This window comes from Burkholderia guangdongensis (assembly GCF_013403875.1).
GTDB lineage: Bacteria > Pseudomonadota > Gammaproteobacteria > Burkholderiales > Burkholderiaceae > Burkholderia > Burkholderia guangdongensis.
On the sequence record NZ_JACBNX010000019.1, the window covers coordinates 73274 to 92136 of the forward strand.

At 66.3% G+C, this 18863-nt stretch carries 24 protein-coding genes and 2 tRNA genes; 14 read left to right on the forward strand and 12 right to left on the reverse strand.

Annotation, left to right across the window (positions count from 1 at the left end):
- Positions 1-60: 60 nt before the first annotated feature.
- The 3 genes from dusA (at position 61) to HZI36_RS19085 (ending at position 1880) form a co-directional block, all read left to right on the forward strand.
- Positions 61-1080 carry a tRNA dihydrouridine(20/20a) synthase DusA gene (gene dusA / locus HZI36_RS19075; protein ID WP_179404216.1) on the forward strand — a complete coding sequence of 340 codons (1020 nt, stop codon included), beginning with the start codon at positions 61-63 and terminating at the stop codon, positions 1078-1080.
- A 68-nt stretch (positions 1081-1148) separates the two neighbouring features.
- Positions 1149-1224: transfer RNA gene (locus HZI36_RS19080), tRNA-His, on the forward strand.
- Positions 1225-1346: 122 nt separating this feature from the next.
- Positions 1347-1880: a hypothetical protein gene (locus tag HZI36_RS19085; protein WP_179404217.1), complete on the forward strand. Its 534-nt coding sequence runs from the start codon at positions 1347-1349 to the stop codon at positions 1878-1880.
- Positions 1881-2170: 290 nt separating this feature from the next.
- On the opposite strand, the gene HZI36_RS19090 is transcribed toward HZI36_RS19085, so the two are convergent.
- Positions 2171-2443 carry a hypothetical protein gene (locus HZI36_RS19090; protein WP_179404218.1) on the reverse strand — a complete coding sequence of 91 codons (273 nt, stop codon included), beginning with the start codon at positions 2441-2443 and terminating at the stop codon, positions 2171-2173.
- Positions 2444-2495: 52 nt separating this feature from the next.
- A complete protein-coding gene (locus tag HZI36_RS19095) occupies positions 2496-2729 on the reverse strand; it encodes a hypothetical protein (protein ID WP_179404219.1) in 234 nt (77 codons plus the stop codon).
- 106 nt (positions 2730-2835) lie between these two features.
- On the opposite strand from HZI36_RS19095, the gene HZI36_RS27045 reads away from it, so the two are divergent.
- Entirely contained in the window at positions 2836-3300 is a 465-nt protein-coding gene (locus HZI36_RS27045) for a hypothetical protein (RefSeq protein WP_246327134.1), read from the forward strand.
- Between the two features lie 152 nt (positions 3301-3452).
- On the opposite strand, the gene HZI36_RS19105 is transcribed toward HZI36_RS27045, so the two are convergent.
- The 4 genes from HZI36_RS19105 to ssuD form a co-directional block, all read right to left on the reverse strand.
- Positions 3453-3668, reverse strand: a complete 216-nt coding sequence (locus tag HZI36_RS19105; protein WP_006476104.1) for a TOBE domain-containing protein — start codon at positions 3666-3668, stop codon at positions 3453-3455.
- Positions 3669-3746: 78 nt separating this feature from the next.
- Positions 3747-4715: an ATP-binding cassette domain-containing protein gene (locus HZI36_RS19110; protein ID WP_179404220.1), complete on the reverse strand. Its 969-nt coding sequence runs from the start codon at positions 4713-4715 to the stop codon at positions 3747-3749.
- Positions 4712-5521 (reverse strand): aliphatic sulfonate ABC transporter permease SsuC, encoded by an 810-nt coding sequence (ssuC, locus tag HZI36_RS19115; RefSeq protein WP_179404221.1) that lies wholly within the window; start codon positions 5519-5521, stop codon positions 4712-4714. The genes HZI36_RS19110 and ssuC overlap by 4 nt, the downstream gene beginning before the upstream one ends.
- 17 nt (positions 5522-5538) lie before the next feature.
- Positions 5539-6696, reverse strand: a complete 1158-nt coding sequence (gene ssuD / locus HZI36_RS19120) for an FMNH2-dependent alkanesulfonate monooxygenase (protein ID WP_179404222.1) — start codon at positions 6694-6696, stop codon at positions 5539-5541.
- 371 nt (positions 6697-7067) lie between these two features.
- Here ssuD and HZI36_RS19125 point away from each other — a divergent pair, with 371 nt between their 5' ends.
- Positions 7068-7496: a hypothetical protein gene (locus tag HZI36_RS19125; RefSeq protein WP_179404223.1), complete on the forward strand. Its 429-nt coding sequence runs from the start codon at positions 7068-7070 to the stop codon at positions 7494-7496.
- Between the two features lie 61 nt (positions 7497-7557).
- Here the strand turns inward: HZI36_RS19125 and HZI36_RS19130 are convergent, their stop codons facing one another.
- From HZI36_RS19130 to HZI36_RS19140, 3 genes are read right to left on the reverse strand one after another with little or no spacing between them, the layout of a single operon-like run.
- Positions 7558-8697 (reverse strand): enoyl-CoA hydratase/isomerase family protein, encoded by a 1140-nt coding sequence (locus HZI36_RS19130; RefSeq protein ID WP_179404224.1) that lies wholly within the window; start codon positions 8695-8697, stop codon positions 7558-7560.
- Between the two features lie 19 nt (positions 8698-8716).
- Positions 8717-9055, reverse strand: a complete 339-nt coding sequence (locus HZI36_RS19135) for a DMT family transporter (protein ID WP_179404225.1) — start codon at positions 9053-9055, stop codon at positions 8717-8719.
- A gap of 3 nt (positions 9056-9058) precedes the next feature.
- Positions 9059-9556: a heme-degrading domain-containing protein gene (locus HZI36_RS19140; RefSeq protein WP_179404226.1), complete on the reverse strand. Its 498-nt coding sequence runs from the start codon at positions 9554-9556 to the stop codon at positions 9059-9061.
- A 181-nt stretch (positions 9557-9737) separates the two neighbouring features.
- Between HZI36_RS19140 and HZI36_RS19145 the strand changes: the two genes are divergently transcribed.
- The 3 genes from HZI36_RS19145 (at position 9738) to HZI36_RS19155 (ending at position 10788) form a co-directional block, all read left to right on the forward strand.
- Positions 9738-9814: transfer RNA gene (locus HZI36_RS19145), tRNA-Met, on the forward strand.
- Positions 9815-10015: 201 nt separating this feature from the next.
- Positions 10016-10498: a DUF2778 domain-containing protein gene (locus tag HZI36_RS19150; RefSeq protein ID WP_179404227.1), complete on the forward strand. Its 483-nt coding sequence runs from the start codon at positions 10016-10018 to the stop codon at positions 10496-10498.
- Complete coding sequence (locus tag HZI36_RS19155; protein WP_179404228.1) at positions 10495-10788, forward strand: hypothetical protein; 294 nt, start codon at positions 10495-10497, stop codon at positions 10786-10788. The genes HZI36_RS19150 and HZI36_RS19155 overlap by 4 nt, the downstream gene beginning before the upstream one ends.
- A gap of 82 nt (positions 10789-10870) precedes the next feature.
- Here the strand turns inward: HZI36_RS19155 and HZI36_RS19160 are convergent, their stop codons facing one another.
- A complete protein-coding gene (locus HZI36_RS19160; RefSeq protein WP_179404229.1) occupies positions 10871-11845 on the reverse strand; it encodes an alpha/beta fold hydrolase in 975 nt (324 codons plus the stop codon).
- A 150-nt stretch (positions 11846-11995) separates the two neighbouring features.
- On the opposite strand from HZI36_RS19160, the gene HZI36_RS19165 reads away from it, so the two are divergent.
- From HZI36_RS19165 to HZI36_RS19190, 6 genes are all read left to right on the forward strand, one after another.
- A complete protein-coding gene (locus HZI36_RS19165; RefSeq protein ID WP_179404230.1) occupies positions 11996-12541 on the forward strand; it encodes an NUDIX hydrolase in 546 nt (181 codons plus the stop codon).
- A gap of 11 nt (positions 12542-12552) precedes the next feature.
- On the forward strand, positions 12553-13317 hold the full coding sequence (aat, locus tag HZI36_RS19170) for a leucyl/phenylalanyl-tRNA--protein transferase (RefSeq protein WP_179404231.1): 765 nt from the start codon (positions 12553-12555) through the stop codon (positions 13315-13317).
- A 31-nt stretch (positions 13318-13348) separates the two neighbouring features.
- On the forward strand, positions 13349-14179 hold the full coding sequence (locus tag HZI36_RS19175; protein ID WP_179404232.1) for an arginyltransferase: 831 nt from the start codon (positions 13349-13351) through the stop codon (positions 14177-14179).
- Between the two features lie 87 nt (positions 14180-14266).
- A complete protein-coding gene (locus HZI36_RS19180) occupies positions 14267-15304 on the forward strand; it encodes a quinone-dependent dihydroorotate dehydrogenase (protein WP_179404233.1) in 1038 nt (345 codons plus the stop codon).
- A gap of 123 nt (positions 15305-15427) precedes the next feature.
- A complete protein-coding gene (locus HZI36_RS19185; RefSeq protein ID WP_179404234.1) occupies positions 15428-16222 on the forward strand; it encodes a cystine ABC transporter substrate-binding protein in 795 nt (264 codons plus the stop codon).
- A gap of 27 nt (positions 16223-16249) precedes the next feature.
- Positions 16250-16942 (forward strand): amino acid ABC transporter permease, encoded by a 693-nt coding sequence (locus HZI36_RS19190; protein ID WP_179404235.1) that lies wholly within the window; start codon positions 16250-16252, stop codon positions 16940-16942.
- A gap of 16 nt (positions 16943-16958) precedes the next feature.
- Here the strand turns inward: HZI36_RS19190 and HZI36_RS19195 are convergent, their stop codons facing one another.
- Together HZI36_RS19195 and HZI36_RS19200 are read right to left on the reverse strand one after the other, a co-directional pair.
- The gene (locus tag HZI36_RS19195; protein ID WP_179404236.1) at positions 16959-17945 is read right to left on the reverse strand and encodes a Gfo/Idh/MocA family protein; all 987 of its coding nucleotides are present in this window, start codon (positions 17943-17945) and stop codon (positions 16959-16961) included.
- A gap of 90 nt (positions 17946-18035) precedes the next feature.
- A complete protein-coding gene (locus HZI36_RS19200) occupies positions 18036-18752 on the reverse strand; it encodes a FadR/GntR family transcriptional regulator (RefSeq protein ID WP_179404237.1) in 717 nt (238 codons plus the stop codon).
- Positions 18753-18863 lie beyond the last annotated feature (111 nt).

The window sequence follows — 18863 nt, forward strand, 5'->3', positions numbered from 1 at the left end:
GACATTCGCCCGTTACGGTAGAATGGCGGGTTGTTTCCGCGTCGCATCCTGTCGAATTCCATGCCCGTTTCGTCCCGCCCCAGCCCCCGCCGCGTCAGCGTGGCCCCGATGATGGACTGGACCGACCGCCATTGCCGGTCGTTCCATCGCATGCTGTCGCACCACACGTTCCTGTACACGGAAATGGTCACGACGGGCGCGCTGTTGTTCGGCGACGTCGAGCGGCATCTCGCGTTCACGCCGGACGAAGCGCCGGTCGCGCTGCAGCTCGGCGGCAGCGAGCCCGACGATCTCGCGCGCGCCGCGAAGCTCGGCGAGCGCTGGGGCTACGACGAGATCAACCTGAACTGCGGCTGCCCGTCGGAGCGCGTGCAGCGCGGCGCGTTCGGCGCATGCCTGATGAACGAGCCGCGGCTCGTCGCCGATTGCGTGAAGGCGATGCGCGACGCGGTGTCGGTGCCGGTGACGGTCAAGCACCGGATCGGCGTCGACGCGGTCGAGGACTATGCATTCGTGCGCGACTTCGTCGGCACGGTCGCGCAGGCGGGCTGCGAAGTCTTCGTCGTGCATGCGCGCAACGCGATCCTGAAGGGGCTGTCGCCGAAGGAGAATCGCGAGATCCCGCCGCTCAAGTACGACTATGCGTATCGGCTGAAGCGCGATTTTCCGTCGCTGGAGATCGTGATCAACGGCGGCATCACGACGCTCGACGAAGTCGAGCAGCACCTTGCGCACGTCGATGGCGTGATGCTCGGCCGCGAGGCGTATCACAACCCGTATCTGCTCGCGGGCGTCGACGCGCGCTTCTACGGCGCGAGCGAGCCGGCGCCGACGCGCGAGGACGCGGAAGCCGCGCTGATCGCGTATTGCGCGGCGGAGCTCAAGCGCGGCACGTATCTCGGCGCGATCGTCCGTCATGCGCTCGGGCTCTATCGCGGCGTGCCGGGCGCGCGCGGCTGGCGACGCATCCTGTCGGACAGCAAGCAGCTCGCGCGCGGCGATCTCGCGATCTTCGACGAGGCGCGTGCGCATCTGTCCGGTCGCGACGAGATTTCCGAAAAAAAAGCTTTGCAAGATTAAACAGGCTTTGTATAATCTCGCTTCTTCGTTGCTGAGCAGCGCTCTGAAGCGAAGAGATGAAGTTAGTGGTGGCTGTAGCTCAGTTGGTAGAGTCCAGGATTGTGATTCCTGTCGTCGTGGGTTCGAGTCCCATCAGCCACCCCAAAGAATTCAAGCACTTAGTGCCGCATACTGAATGGATGCACAGTGCAAAAATTCCCAAATTGGGAATTTGAAAAAAGCCCGCCTCTGAGCGGGCTTTTTTTGCACTTGTTCGGAGACCAATCGTGACCCTCAGTGACCTTGGATCCCCTACTTGGTGGGCGACAGCGGTTGTCGGCGCGGTCGCGCTGAAGATTGTTTCCGACTACGTTCGAAAGGGGCTCGACAAGCTTGCGGCAATGGGCTTTTCCGCGTGGTCGTCGCGAACAGCGGCGTCGAGAGCCCGGTTTGCTTCCAGGGTTCGCGCACTCCGCAAAAATCACACGCTTCGCGAGTGGTGGTTCCAACAGGAAATGCGACATAGAAGCACTTCCCTCATGTACCTGGTCTATGGGGGCATAGGCATCGTGATGATCGGAATCCTTGGTATGGTGAAGAAACTTGCCGAGCTTACGATTGCACCAAAACTGATTTCTACCGGGCCCATCGATGTCCGGTACGCCATCATCGCGCTCGCCGCGTGGGCGTCAATTTGTGTTCTCGTTTCCGTTTGGACGTCTTTGAAAGCAATGTCCATTCAGCAAGAACTCGCCGCCGCGCTCTTCGATGCGGAAGATTCGGCGGAGGCAGATTCGGAACAGCCCGCAGCTACGTCATGATTCCGCCGTGCGCCGCCACTATTCACTGGGGATGGACTTTGGTCATACCTCCGAGGCCATCTCTCGCGCTACCGGGCGCCCGCTGATCGACATAATCGACTCCGAGGATGAAGCGCGGATTCGCGAACTGATCGCCGCACAGACCTGGCCGCAGGGATGCGGAGGGCGACGGGCCTACCGGCAATGGTGTGCTCGACGTGGTCTATGCCAATGGAGCCGTCCAGCCACGCCTTTTTAGGGAGGCCGACTCGCATGAGCTGAATTACCCCCTCCCCGATGGCACCGTCAAGTTACCCTGCGTCAGGCACGTCCAAGCTATTGATGGATATTTCGGCACCTTCCTGCGCGGACTCGGCCTTTCGAGAAACGATGAGGGCGATATTCATGGCGCGGACGTCGAAAATATCCTCCCGCTCACCTTGAATACCTCGCCCAAGAATGGCAAGCGCCGTACCGGATATGAAGCAGCGGCGCTCCTTCTTGTTAATCTCGGCCTTGAATTCCAAGCCGTCACGCGTGCCTTGCTTTGGATCGAACACGCGAATGCTTAGGACGGTAGTCATGCCATCTCCGTAATGGAAGTGCCGGAAGCCAACGACGATTCGATGCAGATGCTTACGCGAATCCGCCGTCGATTGCCAACTTGAGGGCAGCGCGTGACGCGGCGTGTGCCGCTTCCCTGTCCGGGTAGATCGTTTCCGAATGCTCGATTTTGACCAGCGTCCACGTACGCGCGCCAATCATGCGAGCCAGTTGAGCAACGAGTTTGAAACCGCCATCGGCTTTGCGGGCAATGGAATCCAGTTCGCGGCCTTCGTAGCGGCCGGCAAGGTGAAATCGGTGCGACATGATGGTTCCTCCTTGGTGATTTTGAGCGGCATGCAACTACCTAACATTTTTTTCAAGTTTCTAAGTTGCTCGCAGCCAAGTACCCAAATCTCTTGAGAAGCGAACCATGGCGACGAACGCACCGATCGAAGTCGAGATCGCCTATGCGGCACACGATAGCTGCCAGATTCAATGCTGGGCGCGCGGCCACCATGACGCGACGGCATTCCCGAAGGCTTGCGAGGTCGCTTTGGCTCAATGGGATGAACGCATCGTCTGTCTCGATGGGAAGTGGGTGAAGCATCAGCACTGGCGCACCGTGCGCGCCGACGCGGAGACCGCAGCTTGCGGCGTTGTCGACTACGTGCACGTCGAATCGGCACCCGGCCGTGGCGCTTACGCCGTCACGGTGCTCGACGAGTGGCTCCCGCTTTTCACACGCCGATGCAGTCAATGCTACACCACACACTACACGCCAGAGGGATTCAAGGCGATGTGGTCGAAGCTGATGGCGGTCGCGCTGAAGGAAAAGGTCATTGGGACGCGGTTCACGTTCCACGATCTGCGGGCCTACTACGTCACCCGGCACTAGGCCCAACGCGGAGCACTGCCCGATCTGCACGCCAACCCCGCGACCACGGCGCGCGTCTACGATCGGACAAAAATCGTGAAGCGGCGCGGTGTAATTGGGCTTTTTGCTTTCCGGCGGTCGCGCAGGCGCCGCTTTCGCGGCGCCCTCGCCCGTCACAGCCGCGCGATCGACACCTCCGTCGACTTCACCAGCGCGACGACCTCCGCCCCGACCTTCAATTCGAGTTCGTCGACCGAGCGCGTCGTGATCACCGACGTGACGATCCCGAACGGCGTCTCGACGTCGACTTCGGACACCACCGATCCGCGGATGATCTCCTTCACCTTCCCCTTGAACTGATTGCGCACGTTGATTGCGGTAATGCTCATTGGTTTCCGCTCCGAAAAAGATATCTGAAAACGGACGGCGCCCCGCACCGTCCGGACACGACCTGCCGAACCCGGTGTTCAAACGGCCCAGCGAATCCGCTCGAACCGCCGCTCGTCGCGCGCGGCCGCGACCGTCCGCGCCGTCTCGAACTCGGCCGACGCCTCGCGCGCGAGCACCCTCGTCAGTACGCGATCCTCGAGCGCCGCGAACGTTGCCGATGCCCGCGCGCGCGGCCGCTCGAGCGGTACGTGTTGATCGAGCGCGATACGCCCCTGCTCGATCAGCAGGATGCGATCCGCGAGCTCGACCGCCTCCTGCACGTCATGCGTGACGAGCAGCGCAGTGAACCGATGTTCGCGCCACAGGCGCTCGATCAGCGCGTGCATCTCGATCCGCGTGAGCGCATCGAGCGCGCCGAGCGGCTCGTCGAGCAACAGCAACTCGGGCCGATGCACGAGCGCCCGCGCAAGCGCGACACGCTGCCGCTGGCCGCCGGACAGCTGCGCGGGCCAGTCGTTCTCCCGCTCGAGCAGCCCGACCTCGTCGAGCACCGCGCGCGCATCATCGCGCGCGTGCCGGCCGAGCCCCAGCATCACGTTCTGCAGCACCGTCTTCCACGGCAGCAGCCGCGCGTCCTGGTACATGATCCGCGTGTCGAGCACGCCGCCCGACGCGCCGCGCGTGACGAGCGTGCCGTCGCTCGGCGCGTCGAGCCCGGCGACGACGCGCAGCAGCGTCGATTTCCCGCAACCGCTGCGGCCGACGATCGCGACGAAGCTGCCGCGCTCGATGCCGAGATGCACGTCGTCGAGCACCGTGCGCGCGCCGAAGCGCTTGCTGACGCCCGCGAGCGTCACCGCATCGTCCCGTGCGGGCGTGCCCGCCGCCGCGCTGCGCCTGAACGGCACGATCGCCGCACCGCCGTCGCGCTCGTGGATCGCCGCATCGCGCGCGGCGGCATCCGCCACGCGCGCCTGCGCGAATTCCGCGTCGAGATCCGCGCCGGAAAGCGGCCCGTAGCCGGCCGCCGAAGTCGTTACCGTCATCTGTTCGCTCCAGGTTGATACGCCGGATGCCAGCGCAGCGTCGCGCGCTCGAGCGCTTTCGCGAGCACGTCGGCGAGCTTGCCGAGCGCGGCGTACAGCAGGATGCCGACGAGCACCACGTCGGTCTGCATGAATTCGCGCGCATTCATCGTCATGTAGCCGATGCCCGACTGCGCGGAGATGGTCTCCGCGACGATCAGCATCACCCACATCAGCCCGAGCGCGAAGCGCACGCCGACGAGAATCGACGGCAGCGCGCCCGGCAGGATCACGTCGCGATACAGCGCGAAGCGGCGCAGCCCGTAGCTTTTCGCCATCTCGATCAGATTCGTGTCGACCGAGCGGATCCCGTGATACGTGTTCACGTACATCGGGAAGAACACGCCGAGCGCGACGAAGAACAGCTTCGCGCGCTCGTCGATGCCGAACCACAGGATCACGAGCGGAATCATCGCGAGCGCGGGGATGTTGCGGATCATCTGGATCGTCGAATCGAGCGCGGTCTCGGCGGCCTTCGACAGCCCGGTCGCGAGACCGAGCGCGAGGCCGAAGCCGCCGCCGATCGCGAAGCCCGACAGTGCGCGCCACGTGCTGATTTTCACGTCGTCCCACAGCTCGCCGGATTCGACGAGCGCGAACGTCGCGCGCACGACCGCGAGCGGCGCCGGCAGCACGCGCGTCGACAGCCAGCCCGCGCGCGCCGCGAACGCCCACGCGACGAAGAGCGCGGCCGGCACGACCCAAGGCGCCGTGACGCGCCACGCACGGGCGGCCACGCCGCCCGCGTTCCGGATTTTCGTCGTCATTGCGTCATCTCCGTGCGTCAGCGCTGCGCCGTCTTCGGCAGATAGCTGTTGCCGACGACCTCGCCGAACGAGCCGCTCGCGTTCGCGTTCGCGTTCGCGGTACCGTTGCCGTTGATCAGCGGGAACACGAGCTCCGCGAACCGGTACGACTCCTCGAGGTGCGGATAGCCGGACAGAATGAACGTGTCGATGCCGAGCGCCTCGTATTCGCGCATCAGCGCCGCGACCTGCTCAGGATTGCCGACGAGCGCGGTGCCCGCGCCGCCGCGCACGAGACCGACGCCCGCCCACAGGTGCGGATACACTTCGAGCTCCGCGCGGCCGCCGCGCCTTCCGCCGTGCAGCGCGGCCATCCGTCGCTGCCCTTCCGAGTCCATGCCCGCGAACGCCTGCTGCGCACGCGCGATCGTCGCGTCGTCGGCGCGGCTGATCAGGCGCTGCGCGTCGGCCCACGCTTCGTCCTCGGTCTCGCGCACGATCACGTGCAGCCGGATCCCGAACCGGATCTGCCGGCCGCGCGCGGCGGCACGCGCGCGAATGTCGGCGATCTTCTTCGCGACGGCTTCGGGCGGTTCGCCCCAGGTCAGATAGGTGTCGACGTGATCGGCCGCGATCGCATGCGCGGCCGGCGACGAGCCGCCGAACCACAGCGGCGGATGCGGGCGCTGCACCGGCGGATAGAGCGCGCGGCCGCCCTTCGACTTCAGGTGCTTGCCGATGTAGTCGAACGCCGCGCCGTCGTGCGATGCGGCGAGCAGCCCGCGCCAGATGTGCAGGAAATCGTCGGTGATTTCGTAGCGCGTGTCGTGATCGGCGAACAGGCCGTCGCCTTCGAGTTCGGCGGCGTCGCCGCCCGTCACGACGTTGATCAGCAGGCGTCCGCCGGACAGCCGGTCGAACGTCGCCGCCATCCGTGCGGACAGTCCCGGCGACGCGATCCCGGGCCGCACCGCGACGAGGAACTTCAGGCGGCGGGTCGCCGGAATCAGGCTCGACGCGACGACCCACGCGTCCTCGCACGAGCGGCCGGTCGGCAGCAGCACGCCTTCGTAGCCGAGCGTGTCGGCCGCGACGGCGATCTGCCTGAAGTAATCGTAGTCGGCGGCGCGCGCGCCTTCGGCGGTGCCGAGATAGCGGCTGTCGCCGTGCGTGGGAATGAACCAGAACACCTTCATGTGCAGCTCCTGCGTTGACTGTCGTGGCCGGAATTCGGGCAAAAGGATGCCCCTGCGCGCGTCGTCCAGGCGACGCACGCATCGGTGCGGTTGAGATCGAATCGGGATGCCTCGCCGGTCAGGCCGCGCGGCGGGCGAGCACGCGCGCCGCGCGGTGCATTCCGGGAAATCAGTCTAGGGACCGGCGCCGGACGGCGGAACGATTTTTTCGAGCTTAGGTTTTCCGCTTTCGTGCTTAGCGCGCTTTAGTGCGCCGTCGCCGCGATTCCCGGCGAAAGCGGCCCTGGCGACGCTAGCGACCCTATAATGACGCACCCGTCCGAACGACGACGCACGATCGGCGCCGGCCGCGCCGCTACACGGTACCAACGATGCAGAAAATCATCCTGCCGTTTCTGTCCGGCTTTCTTGCCGCCCTGTTCTTCCACGAAGCCGCGCTCGCGCTGCTGCACGCCGCGAGCGTGATAGACGCGGCGGGCTTTTCCACGCAGCCGTTCGCGCCGCTCGGCATTCCCGAATTCGTCGCGAACGCGCTGATGAGCGCGTGCTGGGCCATTCCGATGGCGTGGCTGCTGCGCGTCGCGCCACAGCGCCCCGCGCCGTGGATCGGCGCGCTCGTATTCGGCGGGATCGTGCTCACCGTGGCGCGCGTGTTCGCGATCGATCCGCTGCGCGGGATCTGGCCGGGCGGCAACATGCTGCCGCCGCTGACGGTCGGCTTCGCCGCGAACGCGGCCTGGGGCTGGGGATCGCTCGTGTTCATGCGCGCGTTCATGTCCGACGATGCCGGAGACGATTGAGCCGGCCCGGCGGCCGCTGACCCGGCGCATCGCCTGAGGCAATGCGCCGGGCCGTTTCCCTTCAGTCCTTCAGATTCCGCAGCGGATGCGTGTCCGGTGTCCACGGGCTGTCGAACATCGCGAGCACGTCGGCGCGGCGCACGTCCGCGACCGACTTGAAGCGCCAGCTCGGCTGCTGATCCTTGTCGACGATCAGCGCGCGCACGCCCTCGATCACATCGCCTTGCGCGAACGTCGAGCGCGTCAGGTCGAGGTCGCGTCGCAGGCAGTCGGCCATCGTCGCGCCGCGCGCGCGCTCGACGACTTCGAGCGACACGGCCATCGATAGCGGCGACAGTTGCGCGCGAATCGCATGGCCGGCCTTCTCGACCCATGCGTCGATGGCCGCGCAGTCGGTTTCCGCATCGAGCGACGCGAGGATCGCGACGAGGTCCGGCTCGGCGAAATGCCGGTCGATGCCCGCGCGCGCGCCGGCGAGCGCCGACGTGTCCGGCGTCGGCACGACCTTGTGCGCGGCGGCCGCGTCGGCGACGTACGCGACGACGTCTTCGCCGCGCGCGAACCGCTCGCGATGCAGCGCGTCGACGAGCGCGGGCAGCGCGGCGTCGGGCAGATAGACGTCGGCGAGGCCCGCGTAGATCGCGCCGGCCGCGTCGAGCGTCGCGCCGGTGACCGCGAGATAGCGGCCGATCGCGCCCGGCGTGCGCGCGAGAAACCAGCTCATTCCGACGTCGGGGAACAGGCCGATGCGCGTCTCGGGCATCGCGAGCTTCGTCGAGTCGGTGACGACGCGCAGCCCGCCCGTATGCCGCGCGGCCTGCGAGATGCCCATCCCGCCGCCCATCACGACGCCGTTCATCAGCGCGATGTAGGGCTTCGGATACGAGAAGATCGCGTGATTCAGCGAATACTCGCCGATGAAGAACGTGTCGATCGTGTCGCGCTCGCCGCGCTGGTACGCATCGTGGAAGAAGCGCACGTCGCCGCCCGCGCAGAACGCGCGCGGATGCGGGCTGTATATGACGACCGCGAGCACATCGGCGTCGTCGCGCCACGCGTCGAGCGCCGCGTGCAGCGCGTCGATCATGCCGGTCGACAGCGCGTTGAGCGCCTTCGGCCGGTTCAGTTCGAGAAAGCCGATGCGGTTCGCGACGAACGCGCGCACGTCGGGCTGGTGGGTATCAACGGTCGAATCGGTCATGGGAAGGATCGGGTGAAGTTCAATGCGCCTGCATCTTCGAAAACAGGTTCAGCACGACGACGCCCGCGACGATCAGCGACAGGCCGATCATCGCGGGCACGTCCGGCATCTGGCGATACAGCAGCATCGCGACGAGCGTGATCAGCAGGATGCCCGCGCCCGACCAGACCGCGTAGATGATGCCGACCGGCATCGTCCGCAGCGTGATCGACAGGCAGTAGAACGCAATTGCGTAGCCGACGACGACGATCAGCGACGGCCACACGCGCGTGAAGCCGTCCGCCGCGCGCAGCGCGGACGTGGCGACCACTTCGGCGACGATCGCGATCGCGAGCCAGGCGAATCCGGGGAGTCGCATCGGTCAGCTCCTCGCGAGCGCAAGCGCTGCGTAGTCGCGGCCGAGTTCCGCGCACAGCGCCTCGACGACGAATTCGTGATCCGCACGCTGCGGCAGCCCCGACACCGTGATCGAGCCGATGACGCCGGTGCCCGCGACGGTCAGTGGAAACGCGCCGCCGTGCGGCGCATAATCGGCGAGCGCGAGGCCGTGCTTCGCGTCGAGCGTCGTGCCGGCCTGCTGCATGCGCAGGCCGACCGCGTACGAGCTGCGGCGGAAATGCGCGACGACGTTGCGCTTGCGGCGTACCCAGTCGACGTTGTCCGGCGTCGTGCCCGCGAGCGCGGCGAAGAAGAGCGGCTGGCCGAACGTGACGACGTCGATCGCGATCGCGTGGCCGCGCTCGGTCGCGAGCGCATGGAGCCGGTTGCCGAGCGCCCATGCGCGGGCCGCGTCGAAATTGAGAAAGACGAGCGCCTGTTCCTGCGCGCCGATCGATTGCAGATCGTGAGCGATATCCATGAATCCAGTCAGTGCGAATAGAAGACACAGCCGGAGCCCGATCCGTACGCGCTCCGCTGCGGGTGACGACGCAAACCGCACGATTCTAGCGCACGCGCCCGCCGCACCGGCCGGTAAGCCGATTGTCGAAAAGGTCTTGCATGGATTCGGGTTTGTCCTTATAATTCATTTCTTCGACGGACGCGGGGTGGAGCAGTCTGGCAGCTCGTCGGGCTCATAACCCGAAGGTCGTAGGTTCAAATCCTACCCCCGCAACCAAGCATTCCCGAAAGCCCTGATTTCACGCAGAAATCAGGGCTTTTTTGCTTTCCGGATACTGACCTGAACTACCCTACGCACTGCTCGAAATGCTCGAACCGACCTGCGACGCGCGCTAGGCAGGCTTGGCCCAAATCAAAAAAAACGGTGCGGCGACATGGAATAATCGTACAAATACAACAATGATTCCGAGGGCTGGCGATGCCGGTAACACGATGTTCGTTTGTCTTGAATGGTCTCCCGATGGGAACCCTGCGCTGTGGGAATATGGCGTTTCCCGCCTTCTCCGGTCGCGGACAATACACGGGCGACCCAAAGGCGACTGACCGGAAAAACGATGGCCCGTTGCCGAAGGGCCGGTACTACATCGTTTCACGGGAAAGCGGGGGCCACCTGGGGTGGCTGTACGACGCTGTAAAGGATCGGTTTTCCAACGCCAATCGATCGACTTGGTTCGCTCTATACCGTAACGATGGCGTGATCGATGATTGGACGTTCATCAACGGGGTCAAGCGTGGAAATTTCCGGCTTCATCCCGCCGGCCGGCAACGGCTCAGCGAGGGATGCATCACGCTATCGAATCAATCGGACTTTGACCGGTTGCGGACCTACCTGCTGGCAAACCCGGCAGGCACAATACCCGGAACCACCATGCGCTACTTCGGCATCTTGGAGGTTCGATGAAACGGATCGGTAAGGTGGCGGCGCATGCCCTGGCGGCACTGCTGGTCGCCTATATCATTGGCCCGTGGCTGTACAACTCCGACGCATTCGTCAACTGGCTCAACGGCCCGTCCGGCTCCCGTTTCTTTTCCTGGCTCTTCAATCTGTTCGGATCCATCGGTGGCGAGCAGGATGAAGACATAGCGATCGCATTCATGTTCGGGGTGTCTCTGGTGATCGCAATGGTGATCGTGTGGGCGACGTCGCGCTTGGTGGTTCAACCACTGCTAAAACGTCGGTCCGGGCGCTGATTTTCCCCGGTTTCGTTTCGATCGCGCGCGTTTGGCATGCGGCAAGCCGGCGCATGCCAAACGCGGCCTGCCATGCGCCCCGCTATCGCTCGCCCAGGAACGACAGCAGCAGCCGGGTCACCTCGGCCGGCTTTTCCTGCTGGATGAAATGCCCGCCGAGCGGAATCAGATGGTTCCCCCGCAGGTTCGGCACCGTGCGTGGAAGATTCTCGTAATCGTCCTTCGTCATCTTCAGCACGCCGTCGAGTTCGCCGGCAATGAAGGTCGTCGGCTGCATGATGCGCGCACCGTCGAGGAACGGCGTCAGCTCCCAGTTCCGGTCGAGATTCCGGTACCAGTTGATGCCGCCGCGGAACCCCGACGTCCGGAACAGTTCGACGATGTAGTCCAGCTCGTCGGCCGGCAGCCACTCGGGCAGCGTGTCCGGAACCGCGAGATTGTCGATCAGGCGCGTCGTCTTGTCGAAGCGCGCGAGGCTCGCGCGCCGGTGCGCGTCGTGCAGCTGCGCGTCGCCGGACGCCGTGTACAGCACGCCGAGCAGCGAGCGCCGGATGTCGAGCTCGAACTCCCGCTCGGCCCGCTCCGGCTCCTGGAAGTAATGCTGGTAGAAATGCCGCTCCTGCGTCGCGATGTCGAAGCGCACCGCCGGGCGCACCTTGTGGCGCGGCACGTACGGCACGCTCAGCAGCGCCAGCTTCCTGAACAGATCCGGCCGCAGCAGCGACGCGTACTGCACGACCACCGAGCCCCAGTCGTGGCCGACGAGCGTCGCCTCCTCCTCGCCGAGCGCGCGCACGAGCCCGACCAGATCCCCGACGAGATTGAGCACGTGATACGCATCCGTCGCCTGCGGTGCGTCGGTGAGGCCGTAGCCGCGCTGGTCCATCGCGACGACGCGGTAACCGGCGTCGACGAGCGGCCCGATCTGGTGCCGCCACGAAAACCACGATTCGGGCCAGCCGTGGCACAGCAGCACGAGCGGGCCCGTGCCCTCGTCGACGTAATGCATGCGGATGCCGTTGGTAAACGCATACCGGTGCTTCCAGTCCCTCGCCATGTTTTTTGCGCTCCTTGATTGAAGAACGGCCGATGTCCGGGCGCGCCGCGCCCGCCAATCCATGATCATGCCCCGGCCGGCGCCGGACAACCATTCGAGAAAGCCCCGCCCCGGTGATACACTCGCATCACCTCGTCTTCGCCTTCCGACATGAAATTCTGCTCCGTCTGCGGCCACGAAGTCGTCGCGCGCATCCCGCCCGGCGACAACCGCGAGCGCTTCGTCTGCGATCAGTGCGGCACGATCCACTACCAGAACCCGCGCAACGTCGTCGGCACGGTCCCTGTCTGGGGCAACCAGGTGCTGCTGTGCCGCCGCGCGATCGAGCCGCGCTACGGCTACTGGACGCTGCCCGCCGGTTTCATGGAGATGGGCGAGACGACCGCCGAGGCCGCCGCGCGCGAGACGCTCGAGGAGGCCGGCGCGCGCGTCGAGGTGCAGAGCCTGTTCACGCTGCTGAACGTGCCGCACGTGCATCAGGTGCACCTGTTCTATCTCGCGCGGCTGAACGACGCGGATTTCGCGGCCGGCGAGGAGAGCCTCGAGGTGCGCCTGTTCGACGAAGCGGACATCCCGTGGGACGAAATCGCGTTCCCGACCGTCAGCCAGACCCTGCGCTTCTTCTTCGCCGATCGCGAAGCCGGCGACTACGGCGTTCACACCGGCGACATCTTCCGCTCGCTGCGCAACGGCTGAGCGCCGCGGCGATGGTTCCCTGGCTCGGCCTGGACGATCCGTTTCCGCCCGTCGAGCGTGCGCTCGGGGCCATGAGCGGCGCGCCGGGGCTGCTCGCCGCGAGCGCCGACCTGCTGCCGTGGCGACTCGCCGATGCGTACCGGCGCGGCATCTTCCCGTGGTATTCCGACGGACAGCCGGTGCTGTGGTGGAGCCCCGACCCGCGGATGATCCTCGTGCCGGACGAGTTCAAGGTGTCGCCGTCGCTGAGGAAGACGTTGAAGCGCGTGCTGCGCGAGCCGAACTGGGAGGTCCGCGTCGATTTCGATTTCGCCGGCGTGATGCGCGCCTGCGCGCAGTCGCCGCGCCGCGGCCAGCGCGGCACGTGGATCACCGCGGAGATCATCGATGCGTATTCCGCGCTGTTCCGCTCCGGCCACGCGCACAGCATCGAGACCTGGCACGACGGACGGCGCGTCGGCGGGCTGTACGGCGTCGCGTTCGGGCGAATGTTCTTCGGTGAATCGATGTACGCGGACGTCAGCGACGCGTCGAAAATCGCGCTCGCCGCGCTCGTCGGGCATCTACGCGAGCACAGGCTGGAAATGATAGACTGCCAGCAAAATACGTCGCATCTAGCGTCGCTCGGTGGCCGCGAGATCGCACGCAGCGCGTTCATCGCCCACGTGCGCCGCGCGGTGGCCGAGCCGCCGATTCCGTGGCAGTTCGACAAGGGCGCGCTCGCCCGGCTCGCACACCGCGGCGAATCCGCGGGCCCGCACGGCAACGGGCGCTGAAGCGGCCTTACCCCTGCATCGAGAGCTGCCCATGACTCACCCGACTGAGCTGCCGCTTTCACCGCTTTCGGCGTTGCAGTTCTATGCAACGGCCCCGTACCCGTGCAGTTATCTGGACGGCCGCGTCGCGCGCTCGCAAGTCGCGACGCCGAGCCACCTGATCAATTCCGATCTCTACACCGAACTCGTGAAGGCCGGCTTCCGCCGTTCCGGCGTGTTCACGTACCGGCCGTACTGCGACGGCTGCCGCGCGTGCATCCCGGTGCGCGTGCCGGTCGCCGAGTTCGCGCCGAACCGCACGCAGCGGCGGATGTGGAAGCGGCATCGCGGGCTCGTCGCGAACGTGTCGCCGCTCCACTACGACGAGGAGCATTACGCGCTCTACATGCGCTATCAGTCGGCGCGCCACGCGGGCGGCGGCATGGATCGCGACAGCCGCGACCAGTACGAGCAGTTCCTGCTGCAGAGCCGGATCAACTCGCGGCTCGTCGAATTCCGCGATCCCGGCGCGCCCGGCGGCGAGCCAGGCACGCTGCGGATGGTCAGCATGATCGACATCCTCGGCGACGGGCTGTCGTCCGTCTACACGTTCTTCGAGCCGGACGATCCGCATACGAGCTACGGCACCTACAACATCCTGTGGCAGATCGAGCAGGCGAAGAGCCTCGGGCTGCCGTACGTCTATCTCGGCTACTGGATCCGCGAAAGCCAGAAGATGGCGTACAAGGCGAACTTCCGGCCGCTCGAGGGGCTCGTCGACGGGCGCTGGAAGGTGCTCGATCCGCAGCACGTCGATCTGCCGCCCGTCGACGCGGCGTTCGCGCGCGCGCCGCTGCCCGGCGGCCATTCCGGCACCGTCTGAACCTGTCGAACAGCGAACCCGGCCCCGCTTGCGCAACTGCCTGTAAAATGGCGGGTTATCCCATTTCCGGCTGTCCGTCCATCTCCCGTGTTCAGTTCCCTCTACCCGCTCGCCCGCGCATCCCTGTTCAAGATGGATGCGGAAGACGCCCACCACCTGACGCTGCAAGCGCTCGGCATGGCCGGCCGCACCGGCCTCGCGTGCATGCTGTCCGCGCACGTGCCCGACGCGCCCCGCACCGTGATGGGCATCGAGTTCCGTAACCCGGTGGGCCTGGCGGCCGGCCTCGACAAGGACGGCGCGGCGATCGACGGCCTCGCGGCGCTCGGCTTCGGCTTCATCGAGGTCGGCACGGTCACGCCGCGCCCGCAGCCCGGCAATCCGCGCCCGCGGATGTTCCGGCTGCCGCAGGCCGAAGCGCTGATCAACCGGATGGGCTTCAACAACCAGGGCGTCGACCAGTTCGTGAAGAACGTGCAGGCGGCCCGCTATCGCGGCGTGCTCGGCCTGAACATCGGCAAGAACGCCGACACGCCGATCGAGCGCGCGGCCGACGATTACCTGTACTGCCTCGAGCGCGTGTATCCGTTCGCGAGCTACGTGACGATCAACATCTCGTCGCCGAACACGAAGAACCTGCGCCAGCTGCAGGGCGCGGGCGAGCTCGACGCGCTGCTCGCCGCGCTGAAGGACAAGCAGCAGCGTCTCGCCGATCTGCACGGCAAGCTCGTGCCGCTCGCGCTGAAGATCGCGCCCGATCTCGACGACGAGCAGGTGAAGGCGATCGCCGACACGCTGCTGCGCCACCAGATCGAAGCCGTGATCGCGACCAACACGACGCTGTCGCGCGACGCGGTGCAGGGCCTGCCGCACGCGGACGAAGCGGGTGGCCTGTCCGGGCGCCCGGTGTTCAACGCGTCGAACGAAGTGATCCGCAAGCTGCACGCGGAGCTCGGCAGCGCGGTGCCGATCATCGGGGTCGGCGGCATCTTTTCCGGCGAGGACGCGCGTGCGAAACTCGCTGCCGGCGCGTCGCTCGTCCAGCTCTACACGGGCTTCATCTACCGCGGCCCGGCGCTGGTCGCCGACTGCGTGCGCGCGATCGCTCGCGATCGGGCGTCGTAATATAGAAATAAACAAACGATATTTATCGGTCGATTGCGTTTTCGCTATCATCAACGCGGATATATCGACTGAAACCTATCGACCGAAACCTATCGCCCCGAACCGGACAAGGACAGAGACAAGATGAAAATTGCGCTGCTGAAGAAATTGATGGTCGCCGGCCTGATCGGCGCCTCGCTCGCCGCCGCGACCGCGCATGCGGCCGACCTCCTCGACGAAGTGAAGCAGCGCGGCACGCTGCGCGTCGGCCTCGAAGGCACGTTCCCGCCGTTCAACTCGAAGGCGCCGGACGGCCAGCTCGTCGGCTTCGACGTCGACGTCGCGAAGGCGATCGCCGCGAAGCTCGGCGTGAAGCCCGAGTTCGTCACGACCGAATGGAGCGGCATCATCGCCGGCCTGCAGGCGGGCAAGTTCGACGTGATCGTCAACCAGGTCGGCATCACCGACAAGCGCAAGGAAGTGCTCGACTTCTCGACGCCGTACACGTACTCGAACGCGCAACTGATCCAGCGCAAGGACGACACGCGCGCGTTCAAGTCGCTGGACGATCTGAAGGGCAAGAAGCTCGGCGTCGGTCTCGGCACGAACTACATGGACATGGCGAAGTCGGTGCCGGGCGTCGACGTGAAGACCTACCCGGGCGCGCCCGAGTATCTGCGCGATCTCGCGGCCGGCCGGCTCGACGCGGCGCTGAACGATCGCCTGATGCTCGCGTACCTGCTGAAGAATTCGCAGCTGCCGCTTCGCACCGGCGCGAACGTCGGCCCCGGCAATGCGTCCGGCATCCCGTTCAAGAAGGGCAATCCGAAGTTCGAGAAGGCGATCGACGACGCGATCGCGCAGCTCGACGCCAACGGCACGTTCGCGAAGATCTCGGACAAGTGGTTCGGCATCGACGTGACGAAACCCGCGAAGTAAGCGGCGCCCGTACCCGATCCGCCGTTCATGTCGACCACCACCCTGCTCGTCCAGTCGCTGCCCGTCCTCGCGCAGGGCGCCGCGCTGACCGTCAAGTTCGCCGTGCTGTCGATGGTGTTCGGCCTGCTCGGCGCGGTCGTGCTCGCGATGATGGGCATTCGCCAGAGCGACGGGCTCGTCGGCTTCAAGCGCTTCTGCGTCGACGCGCTCGCGTCGGTCTCGCGTGCATACATCAGCGTGATGCGCGGCACGCCGCTGCTCGTGCAGATCTTCGTGATCTATTACGGGCTGCCGAGCCTCGGCATCGAGCTCGACCCGACGCCCGCCGGCGTGATCGCGCTGTCCGCGAACGTCGCCGCGTACCTGTCCGAGAGCATGCGCGGCGCGATCAACGGGATCCATCGCGGCCAGTGGCTCGCCGCGTACAGCCTCGGGCTGTCGTGGACGCAGACGCTGCGCTACGTGATCGGCCCGCAGGCGCTGCGCATCGCGGTGCCGAGCCTGTCGAACAGCCTGATCAGCCTGATCAAGGACACGTCGCTCGTGTCGGTGATCACCGTGACCGAGCTGTTGCGCAGCGCGCAGGAAATCATCGCGTCGACCTACCAGCCGCTGCCGCTTTATCTCGCCGCCGCGGCCGTGTACTGGGTGCTGTGCCAGATCCTCGAATGGGTGCAGCGCTGGTACGAGAAACGGCTCGCGCTGCCGGGCCGGCACTGAGCCGCCGCGCGGCGCGTCACTCCATCGGATAGCGCACGCCGAGCGCCGCGCGCGCCGCGTCGGTCATCGCGATCATCCGTCGCGAGTGATCGTGCGTCATCACCGGGCTCTCGATCTCACCCGCGCGCAGTAGCGCGCAGAAATGCTCGGTCTCGTAGTTGAGGCCGCCGCCGTCGAACGGCTCGTCGAGTTCGACGACACGCCCGTCCGCGTAGCGGATCGTCGCGCGCGCCGGGTCCCACCAGTTTTCGTGGATCGTCACGTGCCCGAGCGCCGCCGCGAGCAGCGCGTCGCCGCGCCCGTGCACGTCGAGCCCGCAGAAGAGCTGGGCGACGCCGCCGCGCGCGTGGCGGCTGTTCACGCTCGCGAATACGTCGACGCCGGTCGCGCCGACGCGGCCAAACGTTTGCACGTCGAGCGCCGCGCCGAGCCAGTCGACCGCCAGAAACATCTCGTAGATGCCGATGTCGAGCAGCGCGCCGCCCGCCTGCTCGAAGCGGTAGACCGGATGATCGTCCGGCACCGTCGACGACGCGCAGCCGGCCCGCACGAGCCGGATCTCGCCGATCGGATCGTCAGCCAGATGCGCGCGCAACTTCCGGTACAGCGGGTAGAACGGCGGCTTCATCGCCTCCATGAACAGCACGCGCGCGTCGCGCGCGGCACGCAGCACGGCGTCGAGCTGCGCCGCGTTGATCATCGCGGGTTTTTCGCAGAGCACCGCCTTGCCGGCCGCGATCGCCGCGAGCGCGTATTGCGCGTGGCTGTCGTTCAGCGTCGCGACGTAGATCGCGTCCACGCCGCTCGCGAGCAGCGCGTCGAGGCTCGCGGCGGGCGTGCCGCCGTGTTCCGCGCAGAACGCGGCGCAGGCTTGCGCGCGGCGCGCCCAGACGCCGGCGAGCACCGCGCCGCGCACATGCGCGAGGCTGCGCGCGAAGCGATGGGCAATGCTGCCCGCGCCGACGATGCCGAAGCGGACCGGCCGTGGATCGAGTTCGCTCATCCGGAATTCCGTGGTCGATGGCCGACACAGCGCCGGCCGGCCGTCATGATAAACGGCCAGCCGGATCCGGACCAACAAAGCGCGCGGGCGTCAGGCGCGCGCGGGCACCTCGACCGAGAAATCGCGCGAGATTTCGTCGGCGCCGAAGTCGATCAGCGCGAGCGCGGCCGCTTCGGCCTCGCGTGGATCGCGCCGCTCGATCGCCTCGACGACGCGCGCATGCGCGGCGAGCGACCGCGCGTACGCGTTGTCCTGCTGCGCGACGCGCGGATTCACGAGCCGCACCGCGCCGCGCACGATCGCGGCCATCTGCTGGAAGAACTGGTTGCCGCTTGCCTGGACGATCCGCGTATGCAGCAGTTCGTCGGCCGCGTCATAGCCGGCCTCCCCCGGCTGCAGCGGCTTGAACGCGTCGAACGCCTCGCGGATGCCGGCGATCTCGGCCGCGCTCGCGCGCACCGCGGCCTGCGCGGTCGCGCGCGGCTCGATCAGCATCCGGAATTCGATCACGTCCCGCATGAACTGCGGGTCGGGCTTCGCGCGGAAGCGCCAGCTGACAACGTCCTCGTCGATCATCCGCCAGTCGCGCATCGGCCGGATGCGCGTGCCGACCTTCGGCCGAACATCGAGCATGTCGCGCGCGAGCAACATCGACAGCGCCTCGCGCATCACCGTGCGACTGACGTCGAAATCCTTCGACAGCACGTCCTGTGGCGGCAGGATGCCGCCGTACTTGTCCTCGACAATGCCCGTGACAAGCCCATCCATCACTTTGGCGACCAGTGACCGGTCCTTTCCCTGCTCCATGACACCTCCCCGTGCGTCTGTTCGCGAAAACCTGCTCAGCAGTTCCGCCGGCCCTGGTTACGACGTATGTTCTTATGATCTATAAGTTGATTGGTTTCCAGGCCATTCCGC

Excerpts from the sequence above, each read along its gene's own strand:
- HZI36_RS19135 (WP_179404225.1), bottom strand. The coding sequence starts at position 9,055 with ATGCGACTCCCCGGATTCGCCTGGCTCGCGATCGCGATCGTCGCCGAA.
- HZI36_RS19125 (WP_179404223.1), top strand. The coding sequence starts at position 7,068 with ATGCAGAAAATCATCCTGCCGTTTCTGTCCGGCTTTCTTGCCGCCCTG.
- HZI36_RS19160 (WP_179404229.1), bottom strand. The coding sequence starts at position 11,845 with ATGGCGAGGGACTGGAAGCACCGGTATGCGTTTACCAACGGCATCCGC.
- HZI36_RS19195 (WP_179404236.1), bottom strand. The coding sequence starts at position 17,945 with ATGAGCGAACTCGATCCACGGCCGGTCCGCTTCGGCATCGTCGGCGCG.
- HZI36_RS19175 (WP_179404232.1), top strand. The coding sequence starts at position 13,349 with ATGACTCACCCGACTGAGCTGCCGCTTTCACCGCTTTCGGCGTTGCAG.
- ssuD (WP_179404222.1), bottom strand. The coding sequence starts at position 6,696 with ATGAAGGTGTTCTGGTTCATTCCCACGCACGGCGACAGCCGCTATCTC.
- HZI36_RS19200 (WP_179404237.1), bottom strand. The coding sequence starts at position 18,752 with ATGGAGCAGGGAAAGGACCGGTCACTGGTCGCCAAAGTGATGGATGGG.
- HZI36_RS19185 (WP_179404234.1), top strand. The coding sequence starts at position 15,428 with ATGAAAATTGCGCTGCTGAAGAAATTGATGGTCGCCGGCCTGATCGGC.
- HZI36_RS19095 (WP_179404219.1), bottom strand. The coding sequence starts at position 2,729 with ATGTCGCACCGATTTCACCTTGCCGGCCGCTACGAAGGCCGCGAACTG.
- ssuC (WP_179404221.1), bottom strand. The coding sequence starts at position 5,521 with ATGACGACGAAAATCCGGAACGCGGGCGGCGTGGCCGCCCGTGCGTGG.
- HZI36_RS27045 (WP_246327134.1), top strand. The coding sequence starts at position 2,836 with ATGGCGACGAACGCACCGATCGAAGTCGAGATCGCCTATGCGGCACAC.
- HZI36_RS19110 (WP_179404220.1), bottom strand. The coding sequence starts at position 4,715 with ATGACGGTAACGACTTCGGCGGCCGGCTACGGGCCGCTTTCCGGCGCG.
- HZI36_RS19140 (WP_179404226.1), bottom strand. The coding sequence starts at position 9,556 with ATGGATATCGCTCACGATCTGCAATCGATCGGCGCGCAGGAACAGGCG.
- HZI36_RS19190 (WP_179404235.1), top strand. The coding sequence starts at position 16,250 with ATGTCGACCACCACCCTGCTCGTCCAGTCGCTGCCCGTCCTCGCGCAG.
- HZI36_RS19090 (WP_179404218.1), bottom strand. The coding sequence starts at position 2,443 with ATGACTACCGTCCTAAGCATTCGCGTGTTCGATCCAAAGCAAGGCACG.
- HZI36_RS19150 (WP_179404227.1), top strand. The coding sequence starts at position 10,016 with ATGCCGGTAACACGATGTTCGTTTGTCTTGAATGGTCTCCCGATGGGA.
- dusA (WP_179404216.1), top strand. The coding sequence starts at position 61 with ATGCCCGTTTCGTCCCGCCCCAGCCCCCGCCGCGTCAGCGTGGCCCCG.
- HZI36_RS19130 (WP_179404224.1), bottom strand. The coding sequence starts at position 8,697 with ATGACCGATTCGACCGTTGATACCCACCAGCCCGACGTGCGCGCGTTC.
- HZI36_RS19155 (WP_179404228.1), top strand. The coding sequence starts at position 10,495 with ATGAAACGGATCGGTAAGGTGGCGGCGCATGCCCTGGCGGCACTGCTG.
- HZI36_RS19105 (WP_006476104.1), bottom strand. The coding sequence starts at position 3,668 with ATGAGCATTACCGCAATCAACGTGCGCAATCAGTTCAAGGGGAAGGTG.
- aat (WP_179404231.1), top strand. The coding sequence starts at position 12,553 with ATGGTTCCCTGGCTCGGCCTGGACGATCCGTTTCCGCCCGTCGAGCGT.
- HZI36_RS19165 (WP_179404230.1), top strand. The coding sequence starts at position 11,996 with ATGAAATTCTGCTCCGTCTGCGGCCACGAAGTCGTCGCGCGCATCCCG.